At 67.8% G+C, this 18,389-nt stretch carries 14 protein-coding genes; 9 read left to right on the top strand and 5 right to left on the bottom strand.

Going from position 1 to position 18,389, the window contains the following annotated elements; translation table 11 throughout:
* Window positions 1-7 precede the first annotated feature (7 nt).
* The 8 genes from DSM104443_RS16950 (at window position 8) to DSM104443_RS16985 (ending at window position 10,862) form a co-directional block, all read left to right on the top strand.
* Entirely contained in the window at window positions 8-757 is a 750-nt protein-coding gene (locus tag DSM104443_RS16950) for a CPBP family intramembrane glutamic endopeptidase (RefSeq protein WP_171094347.1), read from the top strand.
* A gap of 10 nt (window positions 758-767) precedes the next feature.
* Window positions 768-2,024: an NAD(P)/FAD-dependent oxidoreductase gene (locus tag DSM104443_RS16955; RefSeq protein WP_171094348.1), complete on the top strand. Its 1,257-nt coding sequence runs from the start codon at window positions 768-770 to the stop codon at window positions 2,022-2,024.
* Window positions 2,025-2,186: 162 nt separating this feature from the next.
* A complete protein-coding gene (locus tag DSM104443_RS16960; protein ID WP_171094350.1) occupies window positions 2,187-4,019 on the top strand; it encodes a phosphoenolpyruvate carboxykinase (GTP) in 1,833 nt (610 codons plus the stop codon).
* Window positions 4,020-4,135: 116 nt separating this feature from the next.
* Window positions 4,136-7,174, top strand: a complete 3,039-nt coding sequence (locus DSM104443_RS16965; RefSeq protein WP_171094352.1) for a beta strand repeat-containing protein — start codon at window positions 4,136-4,138, stop codon at window positions 7,172-7,174.
* On the top strand, window positions 7,171-8,160 hold the full coding sequence (locus DSM104443_RS16970) for a sulfurtransferase (RefSeq protein ID WP_171094355.1): 990 nt from the start codon (window positions 7,171-7,173) through the stop codon (window positions 8,158-8,160). The genes DSM104443_RS16965 and DSM104443_RS16970 overlap by 4 nt, the downstream gene beginning before the upstream one ends.
* 141 nt (window positions 8,161-8,301) lie before the next feature.
* Window positions 8,302-8,682, top strand: coding sequence for a DUF4189 domain-containing protein (locus DSM104443_RS16975; RefSeq protein WP_171094357.1), 381 nt, complete (start codon window positions 8,302-8,304; stop codon window positions 8,680-8,682).
* A gap of 78 nt (window positions 8,683-8,760) precedes the next feature.
* Complete coding sequence (locus DSM104443_RS16980) at window positions 8,761-9,522, top strand: SIMPL domain-containing protein (RefSeq protein WP_171094359.1); 762 nt, start codon at window positions 8,761-8,763, stop codon at window positions 9,520-9,522.
* Window positions 9,519-10,862 (top strand): M20/M25/M40 family metallo-hydrolase, encoded by a 1,344-nt coding sequence (locus DSM104443_RS16985; protein WP_171094361.1) that lies wholly within the window; start codon window positions 9,519-9,521, stop codon window positions 10,860-10,862. The genes DSM104443_RS16980 and DSM104443_RS16985 overlap by 4 nt, the downstream gene beginning before the upstream one ends.
* Before the next feature lie 11 nt (window positions 10,863-10,873).
* Here the strand turns inward: DSM104443_RS16985 and DSM104443_RS16990 are convergent, their stop codons facing one another.
* The gene (locus DSM104443_RS16990) at window positions 10,874-11,380 is read right to left on the bottom strand and encodes a hypothetical protein (RefSeq protein WP_171094363.1); all 507 of its coding nucleotides are present in this window, start codon (window positions 11,378-11,380) and stop codon (window positions 10,874-10,876) included.
* 25 nt (window positions 11,381-11,405) lie between these two features.
* On the opposite strand from DSM104443_RS16990, the gene DSM104443_RS16995 reads away from it, so the two are divergent.
* On the top strand, window positions 11,406-12,506 hold the full coding sequence (locus DSM104443_RS16995; RefSeq protein ID WP_212756748.1) for an aromatic ring-hydroxylating oxygenase subunit alpha: 1,101 nt from the start codon (window positions 11,406-11,408) through the stop codon (window positions 12,504-12,506).
* A gap of 94 nt (window positions 12,507-12,600) precedes the next feature.
* Here the strand turns inward: DSM104443_RS16995 and DSM104443_RS17000 are convergent, their stop codons facing one another.
* The 4 genes from DSM104443_RS17000 to DSM104443_RS17015 form a co-directional block, all read right to left on the bottom strand.
* Complete coding sequence (locus DSM104443_RS17000) at window positions 12,601-13,410, bottom strand: isocitrate lyase/PEP mutase family protein (protein WP_171094366.1); 810 nt, start codon at window positions 13,408-13,410, stop codon at window positions 12,601-12,603.
* Window positions 13,411-13,502: 92 nt separating this feature from the next.
* On the bottom strand, window positions 13,503-13,991 hold the full coding sequence (locus DSM104443_RS17005; protein ID WP_171094368.1) for a DUF3455 domain-containing protein: 489 nt from the start codon (window positions 13,989-13,991) through the stop codon (window positions 13,503-13,505).
* Window positions 13,992-14,113: 122 nt separating this feature from the next.
* Window positions 14,114-15,049 carry a D-erythronate dehydrogenase gene (gene denD, locus DSM104443_RS17010; RefSeq protein ID WP_212756750.1) on the bottom strand — a complete coding sequence of 312 codons (936 nt, stop codon included), beginning with the start codon at window positions 15,047-15,049 and terminating at the stop codon, window positions 14,114-14,116.
* The gene (locus tag DSM104443_RS17015) at window positions 15,046-18,378 is read right to left on the bottom strand and encodes a CPBP family intramembrane glutamic endopeptidase (RefSeq protein ID WP_171094370.1); all 3,333 of its coding nucleotides are present in this window, start codon (window positions 18,376-18,378) and stop codon (window positions 15,046-15,048) included. Before DSM104443_RS17015 ends, denD begins: the two co-directional genes overlap by 4 nt.
* Between the last annotated feature and the right edge of the window lie 11 nt (window positions 18,379-18,389).

An 18,389-nucleotide genomic window follows, 5' to 3' on the forward strand; every position in this document is an offset into this window, starting at 1 on the left:
CGAGGCGGTGCTCGCGGGCCTCGTGCTCGCGGCCATCGCCTACGACGTCCTCCAGGGACCGCGCGACTACCGCAAGCTGGTCGCCTCGGCGGAGACCGCGGATCGCCAGAAGGTCTTCCGCAAGTGGACGTGGCAATCGCTCGAGATCTACGGGCTGGGATCTCTCGCGGGGCTGTGGCTGATCGGGCGGCTCGACGCGCTCGGAACGGTGCCCGCTGAATTCTCCGGCGTCATGGCCGTGCTGCCCGTGGCTGCGGACGACTTCCTGGTCGGGCTGCTGCTCTCGGCCCTCGGCGTGGGCGTGGTCCTGCCCGTCGCGATCTCGTTCATCGCCATCCGCAAGGCTCGCGCGCGAGGGGAGGCGCCGCAATCCCCCGAAGTGGCGCTCGGCGAATTCGCCGCGCTGATGCCGCGCAATGCCGCCGAGCGGCGCTGCGCGCTCTGGCTCTCGATCAACGCGGGCATTTGCGAGGAGCTCTACTTCCGGCTCTTCGTCCCGCTTCTGCTCTGCATCCTCCTCGGTAACGCGATCGCCGCGTTCCTCGTGGCCGCCGTGGTCTTCGGCGTCACGCATGCCTATCAGGGCTGGATCGGCATCGTGGCGACCGCGGTGGTCGCGCTCGTGATGACCGCGCTCTATCTCGGCACGGGGCAACTCTGGGTGCCGATGGCGGTCCACGCCTTCATCGACATCAACACGCTGCTGATTCGCCCCGCGCTGATGGCGCTCGCCGAGGGGCAGGGCGCGGCACGATAGAATTCGCCCCATGTCCTCCCCCTCCTCGACCGCCGACGCCATCGTCCTCGGCGCCGGCATCATCGGCATCAGCGTCGCCCTCCACCTGCAGCAGCGCGGCAAGTCCGTGGTGCTGGTCGACCGCCGTGGTGCCGCGGAGGAAACGTCCTATGGCAACGCCGGACTGATCCAGCGCGAGGGCGTGTACCCCTACGGCTTCCCGCACGACTACGGCGCGCTCGTCCGCTACGGGATGAACCGCACGATCGACGCGCACTACCATCCGTCCGCCGTGCTGTCGCTGGCACCCTTCCTGTGGAAGTACTGGCATTTCTCGCGGCCCGCGCGCCACGAGAAGATCGCGCACATCTATTCGCACCTGATCGAGCACTGCGTCACGGAGCACGACAAGCTCGCGCAGGCCGCGGGAGCGACCGGCTTCCTCGAGCGCAAGGGCTGGATGAAGGTGTTCCGCACCGAGCGCGAGCGCGACACGCGCTTCGCCGAGGCCGCGCGGTGGAACAAGGAGTACGGCCTCAACTTCCGCACGCTCGATCCGGAAGCGCTGCGCGAGGAAGAGCCTCACCTTGCGCCTGTGCTCGTGGGCGGGCTGCACTGGACCGATCCCGTTTGCGTGAACGATCCGCAGGGTCTCGCACTTGCGTACCTGGCGCTCTTCGAGAAGAACGGCGGCACGCTGCTGCAGGGCAACGCGGCGAGCCTCGCGCAATCCGGTTCAGGCTGGAGCGTTCGCACGGGCGACGGCAACGTGACCGCGAAGGATGCGGTGATCGCGCTCGGCCCGTGGGCCGACACGGCGACGCAAGCACTGGGCTACGACCTCCCGCTCGCCGTGAAGCGCGGCTATCACATGCACTATCGCGCGGCGGGGCACGCGAAGTTGAATCACCCTGTGCTCGATCACGAGCGGGGATATTTCCTCGCGCCGATGCAGCAGGGCATTCGCCTCACCACCGGCGCTGAGTTCGCGCACCGCGACGCAATCCGCACGCCGGTGCAGCTCGGGCGAGCGGAGCCGATCGCGCGTGATCTGTTTCCGTTGGCGGAGCGGCTCGACACCGAACCCTGGATGGGCGCCCGCCCGTGCACGCCCGACATGCTGCCCATCATCGGGCCCGCGCCGAAGCACAAGAACCTCTGGTTCTCCTTCGGCCACGCGCATCACGGGCTGACACTCGGCCCCGTGACCGGGCGCTTGATGGCTGACCTCGTCACCGGCGCCACGCCCTTCGTCGACCCCACGCCGTACCGCGCCGATCGTTTCTAGCTTCCCGAAGCTGAGAGAAAACGTTTAACTTCGCGGGCCGCAGATCAACAATTGGTATATCTGGTAGGCAATCAATTCGAGGGATCGATCTGGGATAATTGCGGCCTTACACAGACCCGCGCCGCTACGGCAGGCGCGGGCGGCCCTCCGGAGACACGATCGATGCACGCCCAGGCAGCGCCCGTCCAGCAGGAAGCCCCGACCCGTAATCGCAAGTTGTTGAAGTGGGTGGAAGAAGTAGCCGCCCTCACGCAGCCCGACCGCATCTACTGGTGCGACGGCTCCGACGCCGAATACGACCGCCTCTGCGGCGAGCTCGTGGCGGCCGGCACCTTCCGCAAGCTCGACCCGAAGCTGCGCCCCAATTCGTATCTCGCGTGGTCCGACCCGTCGGACGTCGCGCGCGTGGAAGACCGCACGTTCATCTGCTCGAAGGAGAAGAAGGACGCGGGTCCGACCAACAACTGGGTCGATCCCACCGAGATGCGCTCGACGCTGAAAGGCCTCTTCAAGGGCTCGATGCGCGGCCGCACGATGTATGTCGTGCCGTTCAGCATGGGCCCGCTCGGTTCGCCCATCGCGCACATCGGCGTGGAGCTCTCCGATTCGCCGTACGTCGCCGTGAACATGAAGTTGATGACGCGCATGGGCCGCAAGGTCCTCGACGTGCTGGGCGACAACGGCGAGTTCGTTCCCGCGCTGCACTCCGTCGGCGCGCCGCTCGAGAAGGGCCAGAAGGACGTGACGTGGCCCTGCAACAAGGACCACAAATACATCGTGCATTTCCCGGAGACGAAGGAGATCTGGTCCTTCGGCTCGGGCTACGGCGGCAACGCGCTGCTGGGCAAGAAGTGCTTCGCGCTGCGCATCGCTTCGGTGATGGGACGTGAACAAGGCTGGCTCGCCGAGCACATGCTGATCCTCGGCGTGGAATCGCCCGAGGGTAGGAAGCACTACGTCACGGCCGCGTTCCCGAGCGCCTGCGGCAAGACCAACTTCGCGATGCTGATCCCGCCGCCCGCGTTCAAGGGCTGGAAGATCACGACCGTCGGCGACGACATCGCGTGGATCAAGCCCGGCCCCGATGGCAAGCTGCGCGCGATCAATCCGGAAGCGGGCTTCTTCGGCGTGGCTCCCGGCACTTCGGTGGAGACCAACCCGAATTGCATGGAGACCATCAAGAGCAACACCATCTTCACCAACGTGGCGCTCACGCCCGAGGGTGACGTGTGGTGGGAAGGCATGACGAAGACGCCGCCCGCGAAGCTCACCGACTGGACGGGCAAGGAATGGACGCCCGGTTGCGGCCGTACTGCGGCGCATGCGAACGCGCGCTTCACCGTCGCCGCTTCGCAGTGCCCGTCGATCGATCCGAAGTGGGACGATCCCGCCGGCGTGCCGATCGACGCGTTCATCTTCGGCGGCCGCCGCTCGAACACGGTGCCGCTCGTCACGGAAGCGAAGGACTGGGTGGAAGGCGTGTACATGGCCTCCACGCTCGGCTCCGAGACCACCGCGGCGATCGTGGGCCAGGTGGGCGTCGTGCGCCGCGACCCGTTCGCGATGCTCGCCTTCTGCGGCTACAACATCACCGACTACTTCCGCCACTGGCTGTCGTTCGGGAAGAAAGGTGTGCAGCTCCCGAAGATCTACATGGTCAACTGGTTCCGGAAGGGCGCGGACGGCAAGTTCCTGTGGCCCGGCTACGGCGAGAACATGCGCGTGCTGAAGTGGATCGTAGGCCGCGTGGAAGGAAAGGCCAACGCCCAGGGCACGACCCTCGGCAACGTGCCCGCGTACGGCGACCTCGACTGGAGCGGCCTCGAGGCGTTTGGCGAGAAGAAGTTCGCCGATGCCACAGCGATCACGAAGGAACAGTGGAGCGACGAGATGAAGCTCCACATGGAAATGGTCGAGGGCAAGCTCGCGCAGGACAACGTGCCGCCCGAGCTCTTTGCGCGCTACCAGGAGCTGAAGGCAAAGTATCCCTTCTGAGGGACGCATCGCCATCAGAAAAACGCCCGCACCCGCGGGCGTTTTTCTTTGTAGAATCCGCCGACAGACGCTGGCTGGCAAGACAACCAAAACAGACTGCCTCAGGGAGCCGAAACATGCGCACTGTCCTTCGAGCCGCCTCGGCCTTCGCGGCCCTGGCCGCTTTCCTCTCCTCCATCCACGCCGCCCCGGTCAACACGACCGTGGATTCCCCGGGTGACGTCGGGCAGTACCCCTCGGTCCGGCTCAATGCGAGCGGCAATGCCGTCATCAGTTACTACGACGCCATCAACGGCGACTTGAAACTCGCGGTCTGCGGGGACGCGGCGTGTACCACCTCGACCCTCACGACGGTGGCCAGCGCCGGCAACGTCGGCCCATTCACCTCGCTTGCGCTCGACGCGAGCGGATTCCCGGTCATCAGCTACTTCGACATCTCGAACCAGGCCCTCAAGGTCGCCTTCTGCGGGGATGCCACGTGCACCACCTCGACGATCACGACGGTGGATACCTTTGCGGGCCAGTTCACCTCGGTGCAGCTCGACGGGAACGGCTTCGCGGTCATCAGCTACCGCAAGGGAGGCACCCTGGCGCTCGCGGTTTGCCACGACCCGACTTGCTCCACCCGCACGATCACGACGGTCGATCCGTCCGTCAACGTCTTCACGACGTCGCTACAGCTCAGAGGCGGCTTTCCCGTGATCGCCTACAGCAATGCGACCACCGGCGACCTGCTGCTCGCCGTCTGTGCCGATGCAACGTGTAGCACCGGCACGCTCACGACGGTGGATGCCACGGGAAACTTCAGCAACTTCACATCCCTGGCGTTGAACGCATCGGGGTTCCCGGCGATCAGCTACGCCGACACCACGAACGGCACCCTGAAGCTCGCGGTCTGCGGCGACCCGATCTGCGGCAGCTCGACGCTCACCACCGTCGACACGTCGCCCGTCAACGTGCTGTCGACCGCCGTGATGCTCCCCGCCGGCGGCAATCCCCTCATCGCCTATGGGTCGAACACGCGTGGCCTGGCCCTCGCGGCCTGCGCGAACGCGACCTGCTCGACGTCCACCATCACGCAGCTAGACGGCACGAGCCGTGCGAGCCTCCTGTCCGCCCGGCTCGACGGCACGGGCCGTCCCGTGATGGGCCACTACACCGGACTCGCAGGGACCCTGGACCTCAAGCTCACGACGCTCGCGCCCGCGGTCGTGACCTCGGTTGCCGTGCCCGCGAACGGAACCTACGACACGGGCCAGAACCTCGACTTCACGGTGAACTGGAGCGAGGCGGTGACCGTGACGGGCACGCCGCAGATCGCACTCACGATCGGCGCCACGACGCGGCAGGCGACCTACCAGTCCGGCAGCGGCACCTCCGCCCTGCTCTTCCGCTACACGGTGGTGGCCGGCGACAACGACGGCGACGGCATCACCGTGGGCGGCCTGACGCTGAACGGCGGCACGATCCGCGACGCGCTCGCGTTCAACGCAACCCTCGCGCTCAACGCGGTCGGCGCCACGAATGCCGTCCTGGTCAACACCGCGGGGCCGCAAGTCACCTCCGTCACCGTGCCGGCCAACGGCACCTACGACACCGGACAGAACCTCGACTTCACGGTGAACTGGGACGAGGCGGCCACGGTGACCGGGGCGCCTCAACTGCAGCTCACCATCGGCGCGGCGGCCCGCGCCGCGACGTACGTCTCGGGCTCGGGAACCACCGCGCTTCTCTTCCGCTACACGGTGGTCGCGGGCGATACCGATGGCGACGGCATCACCGTCGGGGCGCTGGTGCTGAACGGCGGAACGATCGCCGACGGGATCGGCAATCCGGCGACGCTCACGCTGAACGCCATCGGCGCTACGAACGCGGTCCTGGTCAACACCGCGGGACCGCAAGTCACCTCGGTCGCCGTGCCGGCCAACGGCACCTACGACACCGGACAGAACCTCGACTTCACGGTGAACTGGGACGAGGCGGCCGTCGTGACCGGAGCACCCCAGGTGCAACTCACCCTCGGCGCGGCGGCTCGCGCGGCGACCTACGTCTCGGGCTCGGGAACCACCGCGCTTCTCTTCCGCTACACGGTGGTCGCGGGCGATACCGATGGCGACGGCATCACCGTCGGGGCGCTGGTGCTGAACGGCGGAACGATCGCCGACGGGATCGGCAATCCGGCGACGCTCACGCTGAACGCCGTCGGCGCTACGAACGCGGTCCTGGTCAACACCGCGGGACCGCAAGTCACCTCGGTCGCCGTGCCGGCCAACGGCAACTACGTGACTGGGCAGAACCTCGACTTCACCGTGAACTGGAACGAAGCGGCCACCGTGACCGGAGCGCCCCAGCTGCAGCTCACCATCGGCGCGACGGCCCGCGCCGCGACCTATGTCTCGGGCACGGGGACCACCGCCCTTCTCTTCCGCTACACGGTGGTCGCGGGCGATACCGATGGCGACGGCATCACGGTCGGGGCTCTCGTGCTGAACGGCGGCACCATCGCCGATGGGGTCGGCAATCCCGCGACGCTCACGCTGAACAGCGTTGGTTCCACGGCCGCCGTCCTCGTGAACTCCCCGCCGATCACCACGACGTATACGGCGCCGTCGGCGACCGGCAGCGGCATGATCACCGCGTCGTTCACCGGCGGCGGTCTCACGTGCACGTACACCGTCTCGCAATTCATCCCGCTCACCGGCCACGCCGCGAGCCCTCCTGCCGGAAGTGCGCCCGCGGGCGTGGCGTTCCCGCACGGCCTCTTCGATTTCACGACCAGCGGGTGCACGCCGGGCTCGACGATCACGATGACGATCACGTATCCGGCGGCGCTGCCTCCGACAACGCAGTACTGGAAGTACGGCCCGACGCCGGGCAACGCCGTGCCGCATTGGTACGTGCTGCCCGCGGCGATCGTGGGAGCCACAGCGACCTTCTCGATCACGGACGGCGGCATGGGCGACGACGACCTCGCGGCCAACGGCACGATCGTCGACCAGGGCGGCCCGGGTGCCGGAGGAGGAGCGGGCGGCACGGGGACCGGCATTCCGACGCTTTCCGAATGGATGCTGCTCCTGCTTGCGACGCTGATGCTCGGCCTGGGGGCGAGGCGTACCATCCCTGCGACACCGGCCCATCGAAAAGGCACGCCATGAAACGCCTCCTGACGCTCTTCATCCTCGCCGTCTCCACGAGCGCCGTCGCGCAGAACCTGATCGTCGACCGTGCCGAGGTCGAGAAGGCCATCGCCGCCGGCGCCCTCGTGTGGGATGTGCGCAGTGCCGAGGACTACGCGAAGGGCCACATTCCCGGCGCCGTGAACATCGGGCTGGTGGCCGACGTCTTCCGCGACGCCAACCGAGAAGACCCGCCGTCGGCCGCGGCCGCGTCGCGCCTCTTCGGCGCCGCCGGCATGGACATCCTCGGCCGCGAGGTCATCACGTATTCGACCAAGGGCGACCCCTTCGCGTACTACGGCGCCCGCATGGTCGAGTACTACGGCGGCAAGCACGCGAAGGTCTTCCACGGGGGCCTGGACGACTGGACCGCCGCCGGCAAGCCCGCCGTCACGGAGCCCACGCGCCTCGCGCCGGTTGCGATCGCCCTCGCCAACGAGCGGCGCGGTGCGATCTCGACCAAGGACATGGTGGAGCGCGTGAAGTCCGGCAACGCGCAGATCCTCGATACGCGCACCACCAAGGAATTCACCGGCGAGGACATCCGCGCGATCCGCGGCGGCCACGTGACCGGCGCCGTGCTGATCCCGTACGAGGCCAACTGGTCCGACCCCGACGCCGGCGTGAAGCTCGCGCAGAAGAAGGTCACGAACCGCGACGGGATGTCCCTCAAGCCGCAATCCGAGCTGAAGACGCTGTACTCGAAGCTCGATCCCGCCAAGGAAACCGTCGTCTATTGCCAGAGCGGCGTGCGCGCCTCCGAGACGGCCGCGGTGCTTCGCGACCTGGGCTTCAAGGACGTGAAGGTCTACGAGGAGTCGTGGCTCGGCTACGCGGGCAACCTCTCCGCCCCGGCGGAGAACGAAGTGTTCGTCAACGTGGGCGCGCTCAACGGACGCCTGGGTTCCCTCCAGTCGCGGGTGAACGAGCTCGAGGCGGAGCTGGCCAGGCTCAAGGCCAAATAAAGGGGTCTGACCCCATTATTCCTACCGGTGTAATCCGGCCTTTCCCCGCGAAGTGACTTGCCTCACAGGCAACTTCCCCGGTCCGGCGCGATAGTGGGCCCGTTCGCTCCACAAGGCGCTTCACCACATCCGGGGAAAAAAATGAAAATCAAATCGATCGTTGCTGTTGCTTCGCTGGCCATCGCCCTGCCGTTCCAGGCCCTCGCTTCCGGCGCCATCGCCGTGGACGAGGAATACGGCGCCGTCTTCGGCACCGCCTCGGGACAGGCTTCGAAGTGGGACGCCGGCCGTTCGGCCCTCGCCAAGTGCGTGGACACCGGCAGCCACAACTGCAAGGTCGCGGTCCGCTACGAACAGTGCGGCGCGTATGTCGCCTCCTGGCGCTTCTCCTCCGTCGGCACCGGCGCCACGAAGGCCGAGGCCGTCAAGTCCGCGATGAAGGGCTGCACCGAGTGCAAGCTGGTCATCGCCGAGTGCGAAGGCACCAAGTCGAACCTGATCGCGACGTCCGCGGTTCGCTGATACCGGGCGGCTCGCCGCCCTCCAATCCGATCCAGTAACATCCCCTGACCCGCGCCAAGCGGGATCGGGGGATTTCGCATGTCGCTCTACCAGGACCGCAGCGAAGTGACGGCTTCGGTGATCATGGGCTTCTGCCTCATCATCGGGCTCGCCGCCGGGGGTTGGTTCATCGGCAAGGGCATGGCCCGCTTCAAGTCCGATACGCGGACCGTCACCGTGAAGGGCCTCGTCGAGCGCGAGGTGAAGAGCGACCAGGCCGTGTGGACGCTCGGGCTGCGACGCGCCTCCGACGCCCTGCCGGACGCACACCAGCGCATCACCGCCGACCGCGATGCGGTCCTCGCCTTCCTCAAGAAGCAGGGCTTTCCCGACACCGAGGTCGAGCGCCAGCCGACCCGCACCGTGGACAAGCTCGCGCGCGACTACGGCGGCCAGCAGAACGAGCGCTTCCGCTACGTGGTCACCGCTGCGGTCACCGTGAAGTCGGCCAACGTGGACCTCGTGCGCTCGGCCACCGGCGCCACGGAGGAGCTCATCAAGGCCGGCGTGATCCTGGACGGCGGCAACGAAGGTGGCCCGGCCAACCCGCGCTTCGTCGTCTCCAAGTTCAACGCGCTCCGTCCGCAGCTGCTGGCCGACGCAACCCGAAATGCCCGCGAGATCGCCACGCAGTTCGCCGCCGATTCGGGCGCTTCCGTCGGCGCGATCCGCAGTGCGAACCAGGGCAACATCCAGATCTTCGGCACCGACGGCAACGACGAGTCGGCGCCGTTCTCGGCCACCTCCACGCCCGCGAAGAAGATCCGCGTCGTGAGCACCTTCGAGTTCGAGCTCAAATGATCGACACCGCCGTCCGCGACCGCAGCGATGCGCTCGTCCGCACGCTCCTCGATTCCATCCGCATCGCATCGGTGAGCCTCACCGGCGAGGGCATCGCCGACCAGGTCGCTTTCCTCAAGGATCGGCTCGAGCGCTGGGGCTTCGAGGTCGAGGTGCACAAGACCACGAGCCATCCGATCATCTATGCGGAGATCGGCCCGAAGGACGCGAAGCAGACGTGGCTCACGTACGGCCACTACGACGTCTATCCCGCGGACGAGAAGCAGGAAGGCTGGCGGACCAAACCGTTCGAACCCGTGATCGAGGGCGACCGCATCTGGGGACGCGGCGCCGGCGACAACAAGGGCCAGCATCTCGCTCTGTTGAATGCGATCGCGCTGTGGAAGGAGACGCGCGGCGAGCTGCCGGTGCGCATCAAGGTCATCCTCGAAGGCGACGAGGAGACGGGGAGTGTTCCCCTGCCGAAATTCGTGGAAGAGAATCGCGAGCGCTTGAAGGCGGACTTCTGCGTGTACTCCGACGGCCCGATGTTCCCCAACGACCAGCCCGTGCTGCTGATGGGCGTGCGCGGCAACCTCGGGCTGGAGTTCATCTCGAAAGGTGCCAAGCGCAACCTCCACTCCGGCAACTTCGGCGGCGTGGCGCCCAATCCCACGCTGAACCTCATTCACTTCCTCGCGGAGCTGGTGGATCGCGACGGAAAGCTTCGCGTCCCGGGCGCGGGATACGCGGACGTGAACGTTGCGGCGGCGGATCTCGCGGCGGTGCAGTCGCTGCCGGTCGACCAGGCCGGGTTCATGGAGAGCGTGGGCGTTGCACCCACGACGGGCAACGACAACGGCCTCTTCCACGAGCGCCTGATGCTTCGTCCCGCGTTCAACGTCTCGGGCTTCTCGGCGGGCTACACCGGTGCCGGGGCAAAGACGATCATCTACAAGGAAGCGATCGCGAAGGCCGACGTGCGCCTCGTCGGCGGGCAGGATCCTGACGTGATCTTCAACGCGATCAAGAAGTTCGCGGCGGATCGCGGCTACACGGGCATCGAGGTGAAGAGCCTCAAGGCCACACCCGCTTCGCGCACGCCGCTCGATCATCCGTCGGTCGCACGCGTGAAGGCCGCGGTGGCGAAGGGCTTCGGGCGCGAGCCGTATGTCGTTCCCTCATTGGGCGGCACCACGCCGGATTTCGTCTTCACCAAGCTGCTGGGGCTGCCTTCAATCGTCGTGCCGCTGGCACCCTACGACGAGAACAACCACGCCCCCAACGAGTCGACGAAGGTCTCGCTCTACCTCTCGGGCGTTCGCACCGGCATGCACCTGCTGGAGTCGCTCTCGAAGTGAGCGGGCCGCGCCTAGCGGAACGTCTGGAGGATCTTGAAGGCGTTCGGCTGGGTGATGGCGAAGTCCATCTTCCCGTCGTGCACCGACTTCACCAGGTCCTTGCAGGCGGCCACGCGCTGCGGCTCGGTGGAAGACGCGAAGGTCTTCGTCATCGTCTGCCGGACGTTGGCCGCGGTCTGCGTTTCGGACTCCGCGAGAAGGTGCTTCTTCTGCGTCTCGTAGGCCAGGAAGCCGCTGCTGGCGGCGATCTTCGAGCCGAGGCGGTTGGCGATATCCCGCGCCTTCGCTTCGACCGGCTGGTTGCGCACTTCCCATTCCATCTTGGCGTCCAGCGCCGGATCCACCATATCCGCGTAGCGTGCGGTGCATTCATCCACGGCGGTGGAGACGAGCGCGCGGGCGGCGACCGATGCGGCGAGAAGCGCGATCACGGTATCGCGGTCCTGGGCCAGGTCGTCGGCGGCCGTTGCGGGAAGGGACAGGGACAACGCCAGGGCGAGAAGTGCAGGGATACGCATGAGGCGGATTGTATCGAGGTGCGGCGTGCCTGAGTCGCGCGATTGTTACGCGGTCGATCCGGACATCACGGTCGCCTCCACGCTCGAGTCGCGGTTCTATTCGGACGCGACGGCCTACGAGGCGCTCGGCGAACGCGTTTTCGCCCGCACGTGGCAGTGGCTGGGGGATTCCGGCGATGTCCGCACGCCCGGGACGCTCTCGCCGAGGTCGCTTCGCGCGGGGCCGCTCGACGAGCCGCTGCTGCTCACACGGGACGCGGGCGGGACGCTGCGCTGCCTCTCCAACGTCTGCACCCATCGCGGCAATATTCTCGTTGACGCGCCGTGCGCGGCGAAGGAAATCCGCTGCGGCTACCACTCGCGGCGCTTCGACCTCGCGGGCCGCATGACCTTCATGCCGGAATTCCAGGACGCGAAGAACTTTCCCTCGCCCTCGGACAACCTGCCGCACGTGCCTTTCGGGGAATGGGCGGGACACGCGTTCGCGTCGGTAGCGCCGGTCGCTCCGTTGGAGGCCTTTCTCGGGGATGTGACGCGGCGGCTCTCCGGCATGCCGGTCGCGGACTTTCGCTTCGACGCTTCGCGCAATCGCGACTTCGATATCGGCGCCAACTGGGCGCTCTACGTCGAGAACTACCTCGAAGGCTTCCACATCCCGTTCGTGCACAAGGGGCTGAACGAGGTCGTGGACTACGGCAGCTATTCGAGCGAGCTCTTCCGCTACGCCAACCTGCAGCTCGCCCTCGCGAAAGACGGCGAGGATGCGTTCGACCTCCCGGCGTCCTCACCCGACCACGGACAGCGCATCGCGGCGTACTACTTCTGGGTCTTCCCCAACCTCATGCTGAATTTCTATCCGTGGGGGCTCTCGGTGAACCTCGTGCGGCCGCTCGCCCTCGACGCGACGCGCGTGTCCTTCCGCAGCTACGTGTGGGATGCCTCGAAGCTCGGCTCCGGCGCCGGCGCCTCGCTCGACCGCGTAGAAGAGGAAGACGAGGCGATCGTGCTCGCGGTCAGCAGAGGGGTTCGGTCTCGCTACTACCAGCGGGGACGCTATTCACCGACGCGCGAGCGTGGCGTGCACCACTTCCACCGCCTGCTCTGCGAGTTTCTCGCAGGTGAATAAAGGGGTCAGACCACTTTATTCGGATCGGTCAGTCCGGACTCAGGTCCGGAAACGATCTGAATAAAGTGGTCTGACCCCTTTATTCACCTATTTCCTAATCCCAGTACTTACCGACGTCGCCGGGACCGCGGTCTAGGTAGGTGAAGGTGCCCTTCTCGAGGATCTCGCGGCTCGCCTCCATCGCTCCGGCCAGCGCCGCGCGGAAGAGCGAGGTGGCGAAGCTGATGCGCTTCACGCCGGCGGCCTCGAGCTCGGCCACGCTGAACGACTTGCCCTTGATGCCGACCATGAAGCTGAACGGCTTCGTGAGCGACGCGCAGACCTTCTTCACGGACTCCAGATCGGGGAGCCCCGGCGCCATCAGGACATCCGCACCCGCGCGCTCATACGACTGCAGGCGGCGGATGGTGTCGTCGAGGTCGGCAGGACCCCAGAGGTGGCTCTCGCAGCGCGCGGTGAGCGTGAAGGCGAACGGCAGCGCTCGGGCGGCCTGCACCGCCGCGGCGATGCGTTCCGTGGCGAGCGTGGCGTCGAAAATCGGATGGTCCTTGTCGCCCGACGAATCCTCGATCGAGCCGCCGACGAGGCCCGTGGTGCCGGCAAGGCGGATGGTCTCCGCCGCGTCCTCGGGCCGATCGCCCCAGCCCTTCTCCAGATCGGCTGATACGGGAAGGTCCGTGGCCGACGCGATAGCCCGGCTGTGGGCCATTGCCTCGTCGCGGGTGATCTTCCCGTCGCGCCGGCCGAGCACACCGGCGCAGGCGCCGCTCGACGTCGCGATCGCCTGGAAGCCCAGCCCCGCGAGGATGCGCGTGCTGCCCGCGTCCCACGCGTTCGCGATCAGCAGCGCGCGCGGCCCTTGTTGCAGCTTGCGAAAGTGTTCGGCCTTCGTCTGGATATCCATCATCTCGTCCTGGAAAGAAATCGGGGCCGGACCCCGAAGGATCCGACCCCGATTATTGCCGCAACGGTCCGCCGAGGCGGACCGAATTCGACCTACTTCTTGAAGAAGACGTAGTCGGCGGAATACATCACTTCCTTCTTCGTGCCGACGGACTTCGCATCGCAGACATCAGCCGGGGCGACGCCGCCCTTGGTGTTGATGCGCTGGATGTTCACGACGCCGTCGAACTGCTTCGTGCCGCCCGAAGCGTCCACCAGCTGCAGCGGGATCGAGCCGGCCGCGGCGGGCGAAACGGCAACTTGCTTGCCGGTGACCGTCGAACCGTCCGCGAGCTCCCACTTCGGACCGGCGACGTACTTGCCGACTTCCTTGCCGGCCTTGTCGGTCAGCTTGGCGTTCGGCACCGGACCGGCCCAGGCGAACTTGCCGTCGGTGTTCTTGCACTCATAGCCCAGCGGGCCGGAGCCCACGAGGGTCATGGCGGGCTTGACGCCCTTCGGGGTAACGGCTTCCGGGGTCTGCGCCACGGCCGACAGCGCGACGCTGGTGGCGACGGCGAGGAAAACGATATTGCGCTTCATGGTGTTGTCTGCTCCCTAAGGGGTGAATGGACGAATGCCAAGTGCGCTCGCGGAAGGCGCCCGACCGTCAATGCGGTCTAGTCTTGCATCAGCCTGAACACGCGCGTGTCGCGCATCCTACATCACCCGGCGTTCCCGTGCTGGCGAACCGCGTCTTCGAAGCTTTCGTCGGCCTTGAAGCCCATCTCGAGCGCCTTGTCCGTGCGGAAGCGGACGGGCCACGTCTTCACGATGCCCTGGATGCGCGCGTCGGGCACGAAACGCACGAGCTTCGCTTTTTCGGCCCCCGCAACAGTCGCCATCGCGTCGATCATCTCGCGCACCGTGAGCGTGATGCCGGGCAGGTTCACGACGCGGCTCGTGGGCCACGCGCTCGCGGGAAGATCGTAGGCATGCACGAAGGCATCGACGACGCGGCGCGGCGAAAGGATCCATACGCCCGTCGTATCGGGGACCGGGCAATCGACGGCCACACCGGCGAGCGGCTCGCGGATGATCGAGCTCGCGAACGACGAGGCCGCGAGGTTCGGCTTGCCGGGGCGCACGACGATCGTCGGCAGCCGCAGCGAGCGCCCGTCGATCATGCCCTTGCGCGTCCAATCCGCGACGAGGTACTCGCCGATCACCTTCTGCGTGCCGTACGAGGTTTGCGGCGTGGGCGTGGTCGTGTCGTCGAGCACGTCGGGCAGCTTGCCCCCGAAGGCCGCGACCGAGCTCGCATAGACCACCTTCGGCGGCTTCGCGAGCTTGCGGCAGGCCTCGAGCAGCGCGCGCGTGCCGTCGAGGTTCACGTGGTAGCCCAGGTCGAAGTCGGCTTCCGCGCCGCCGCTCACCACGGCAGCGAGATGGAAGACCGCGTCCGTATCCGCGGGCAAGGCGCGCGCGAACACATCGGGAGACGCGAGGTCGCCGGTGATCGCGGTGAAGCGCCCATCGGGCGGGTTGGGGAACGCGACGTCGAGCAGCGTGATCTTCGCCGCGGGATCGCGCGCGAGCAGGGCCTGCGCGAGGCGCGAGCCGAGAAACCCGCCGCCGCCGGTGATGAGGATTCGCATCATTTCTCCTTGTGTACGAGCCACTGCCACGCGAGGTAGCCGGCCGCGACCGAGAGCATACCGACAATCGCCGCGGGCACCGCCTGCGCGTACGTGGGCCGCGCGATCGTGCCGATCGCGGCGAGGACCGAGCCGCACGCGATCAGCGGCGCCACGATCTCGATCCGGCCCAGCACGTAGCGCCGGAAGATCCACCACGCCGCGAGTCCCGCGACGACCCCGCCGGCGAGCGTGAGGACGCTCCACTCCGGCGAGCGCGAGCCCGCGATGACGCCCACGCAGACGAAGAGCGCTGCCACGAGCGCCGAGCGCCAGCCGCGCCGCGCGTCCAGCACGCCGAGGGCGGCGACGGCGATGGCGCAGAACATCATGAAGTCCACCGAGTCCAGTAGCGACGCGACGACCGGAGCGAACGATTCGGCATCGCGCACCGGCGGCAGGCGCGGCTCGCGGGGCACGGGCCAGATCCAGCGCGCGAGCGTTGGGCCTCCCATCGCGAGGAACACGAGCGCCGCGGCGTCTCGCCACGCTGCTGCCCCGGAACGCGCGGCGTGCGAAGCGATCCGCACCGCAACACCCACCATCACGGCCATGAGGAGTGCCACGGTCGCCGCGAATGCGAGTGCCACCATCCCCTCGCGCACGTATTGCTGGGTGATCGGTTGCGCGGTATCGAACGCCTCGGTCATCGTGGCCTCGAGCCCGAGCGCGCGTTGCGCGAGGATGAAGCCGAACCCGACGACCGCACCCACGATGGCGCCGCGCTTCGAGAACTCGCGCCGCGCGAAGCGGCGGATCACCAGCACGAGGATCGTCGAGAGCGCCACCAGCAAGGCCAGCCCCGCGATGCCGGTGACGATCGCGCCCGAATCGCGCTTCGCCTTGCGCTCGCGTGTCCAGTCTTCCGGCACGAACACGTAGCGGCCGCGCGCCACGACCTGGTCGCCCGCGATGTCGACCTGCACGTACGCCTCGCCGCCGGGCGGCACTGGGCGCGAGGGATCGGCGTAGATGAACTCCCAGTCGAGGCGGCCGGGCTTGTTGCTGGCACGCCCCGAGACGAAGCGCAGCGCGGACGGATCGACTCCGAGCCACCGGCCCACGGCCTCGTGCGCCTTGTTGCGGGCCGCTTCCTCCGTCAGCCGCGCGCCGGCGCGCGCTTCGGGCAGGCGATGATGAATCGCGCGCACCGTGCCATCGCCCGCCACGAACACGAACCACGACTCGGCGCGATCGGCCACGTCCACCTCGCCCTCGAAGCGCGCGAAGCGCACGGCCCACAGCGGAGGGGCGAGATGGTTGCCGAGCAGCGCGCGGTACATCGCCTCGCCGCCCTTCTGCCAGACGAACGCGTGCGGCTCCTGGTCGCGCGGCCCTTCGACCTTCGAGAGGCGGCGCCAATCGGGACCGAGCTTCGCGCCCTCCGCGACGACCGCATCCTCCGCGATGCGCAGGGCCTGCTCGCGCGTGATCGACAGTCCCGGAGCGTCGTACGGCGTCGTGATGCGGTCGATCCATCCGGCGGCGCCCGCGAGGCCCAGCACCATCAGGAGCGCGACCGCCCAGCGCGGTGTCGCGGCGGCCGTCGCTTCTCTTCTGGGCACCGTCGCGACTGCATGCCACGCCGGCGCGAGGCGCGTCACGTGGGCGTTGATGTCGATTGCAGCGAGGGGCGCGAGCCCACGAGCGCGCGCGACGCGCACAGCAACCACGATCAAAGGCACCAGCGCGCAGAGCACCACCATCGCGCGGTCGAAGCCGATGCCCGGCGCGCTCGTGGCCCAGAGCGGCGTCGACATCAGCACGAGGTCGAAGATGAAGTGCATGAGGATGCCGGGCAGGATCCCGTAGCGCAGGTACACCAGGCCCCACACGATCGACGGCAGGAAGAGCTCCACGGGGCGCGCCCACGACGGCTCCTGCGGATAGGTCGCGTGCGCGCAGCCGAACACCACCGCTTGCAGGACGAGGCCCACGCCGATGAAGAGCTTCCCGCGCCCGAAGTGCCGGCCCAGCAGCGCGGCACCCGCGAGCGGCACCGCGCGGAAGAGAAATTCCTCCCACACGCCGGCGCGCAACGCATTGGCCACCGGATCGATCCAGGGTTGCGCATGGCTCAGGATGTTCGGATCGATCATCAGGCTGCCCGGCGACCACCAGCCGAAGTAGCGCTGCGCGACGAAGTAGAACACCGCGACGAACGCGAGCTCGAAACCGACCCACGCGTAGCCGCCGAGCGTGCGGCCGACGATCGCGCCTGTGGCGCCAGTGCGCGGCGCCCACGCGCCCCAGAGATACGGATGGCTCGGGAACGCGAGGCGTCCCAGCCCCTCGCCCGCCGTGAACGTGGCGAGCAGCACGGCCCACCACATCACGGCCGCCGCCACCGCGGCGCCGATGGCCTTGGCGTAGTGCGCCTCGGACGACGTGGCGGTGTTGTAGCCGAGCCAGCTCGACGGAATGGAATCGAGCACGGAGAATCCGACCAGCAGCGCGATGCCGAGTGCGAGCCACGCCGCGGGGCGCCAGGTCCACGCACCGCGACGCAGCAGCCAGATCGATCCGAGAAGGCAGCCACCCAGCATGTAGGCGAGCGTGACCACGATGTTGGCCGCGGCGGAGATCGTGCTGTTGGCCGAGCGGCGCTCCTGGTAGCGGCGCTCGAAGGCCTCGGGAACCTGGAAGCCGCGCGCGAGCGCCGTGAGCTTGTCGCCGCTCACGACGAGCGTCAGCAGGAGCTTGCCCTCGCCAATTGGGGTGTCGACTCGCTCGTAGCGGAACTCGTGGTCCATGCGCCCGCCGGTGCGCTTCGCGGTCGAGGTGGACACGGGCTTGTACTGCGCGAAGTCGACCTTCCAGTCCGTCGTGGCCCGCTCGAGCGCGATGGCTCGCGCGGCGTCGGCTTCGAGGACGGCGCCTGCCTCCGCCTCGGGCACGCGCGCACGGAAGCCATACGGGCGCCCCGCGGGCGTGAAGTACACGGAGACCTCGTGCGTGACCCCGGGCTCGAAGAGACGCGTGCGCCACACGTAGAGCACATGCTCGCCCTCGCGCAGGAACGGCGCCAGCGCGGGACGCCCTCCGCCTTCCTGCTCGATGAAGAGCTGCGCGCGGGAGTCGCCCTGGAAGGCGGCCGCGGAACGCGTGAGCTTCGCGGGGGAGAGACGGAGGGACTCTGCGATCGAGGCCGCCTTCGCGAGCGCGTCGTCGCGCGTCATCGAGACGTCGACCTCGAGCAGCGGCAGCAGCGCGTCGCGGTGCCGGAGCATCGCCACTGCGCAGGCCAGCGATGCCACGAGCAAAACGATCCAGAACCAGGGCTTGCGGGACATGCGATCACGTC

Origin of the sequence: Usitatibacter rugosus (assembly GCF_013003965.1) — a bacterium.
GTDB classification, from domain to species: domain Bacteria; phylum Pseudomonadota; class Gammaproteobacteria; order Burkholderiales; family Usitatibacteraceae; genus Usitatibacter; species Usitatibacter rugosus.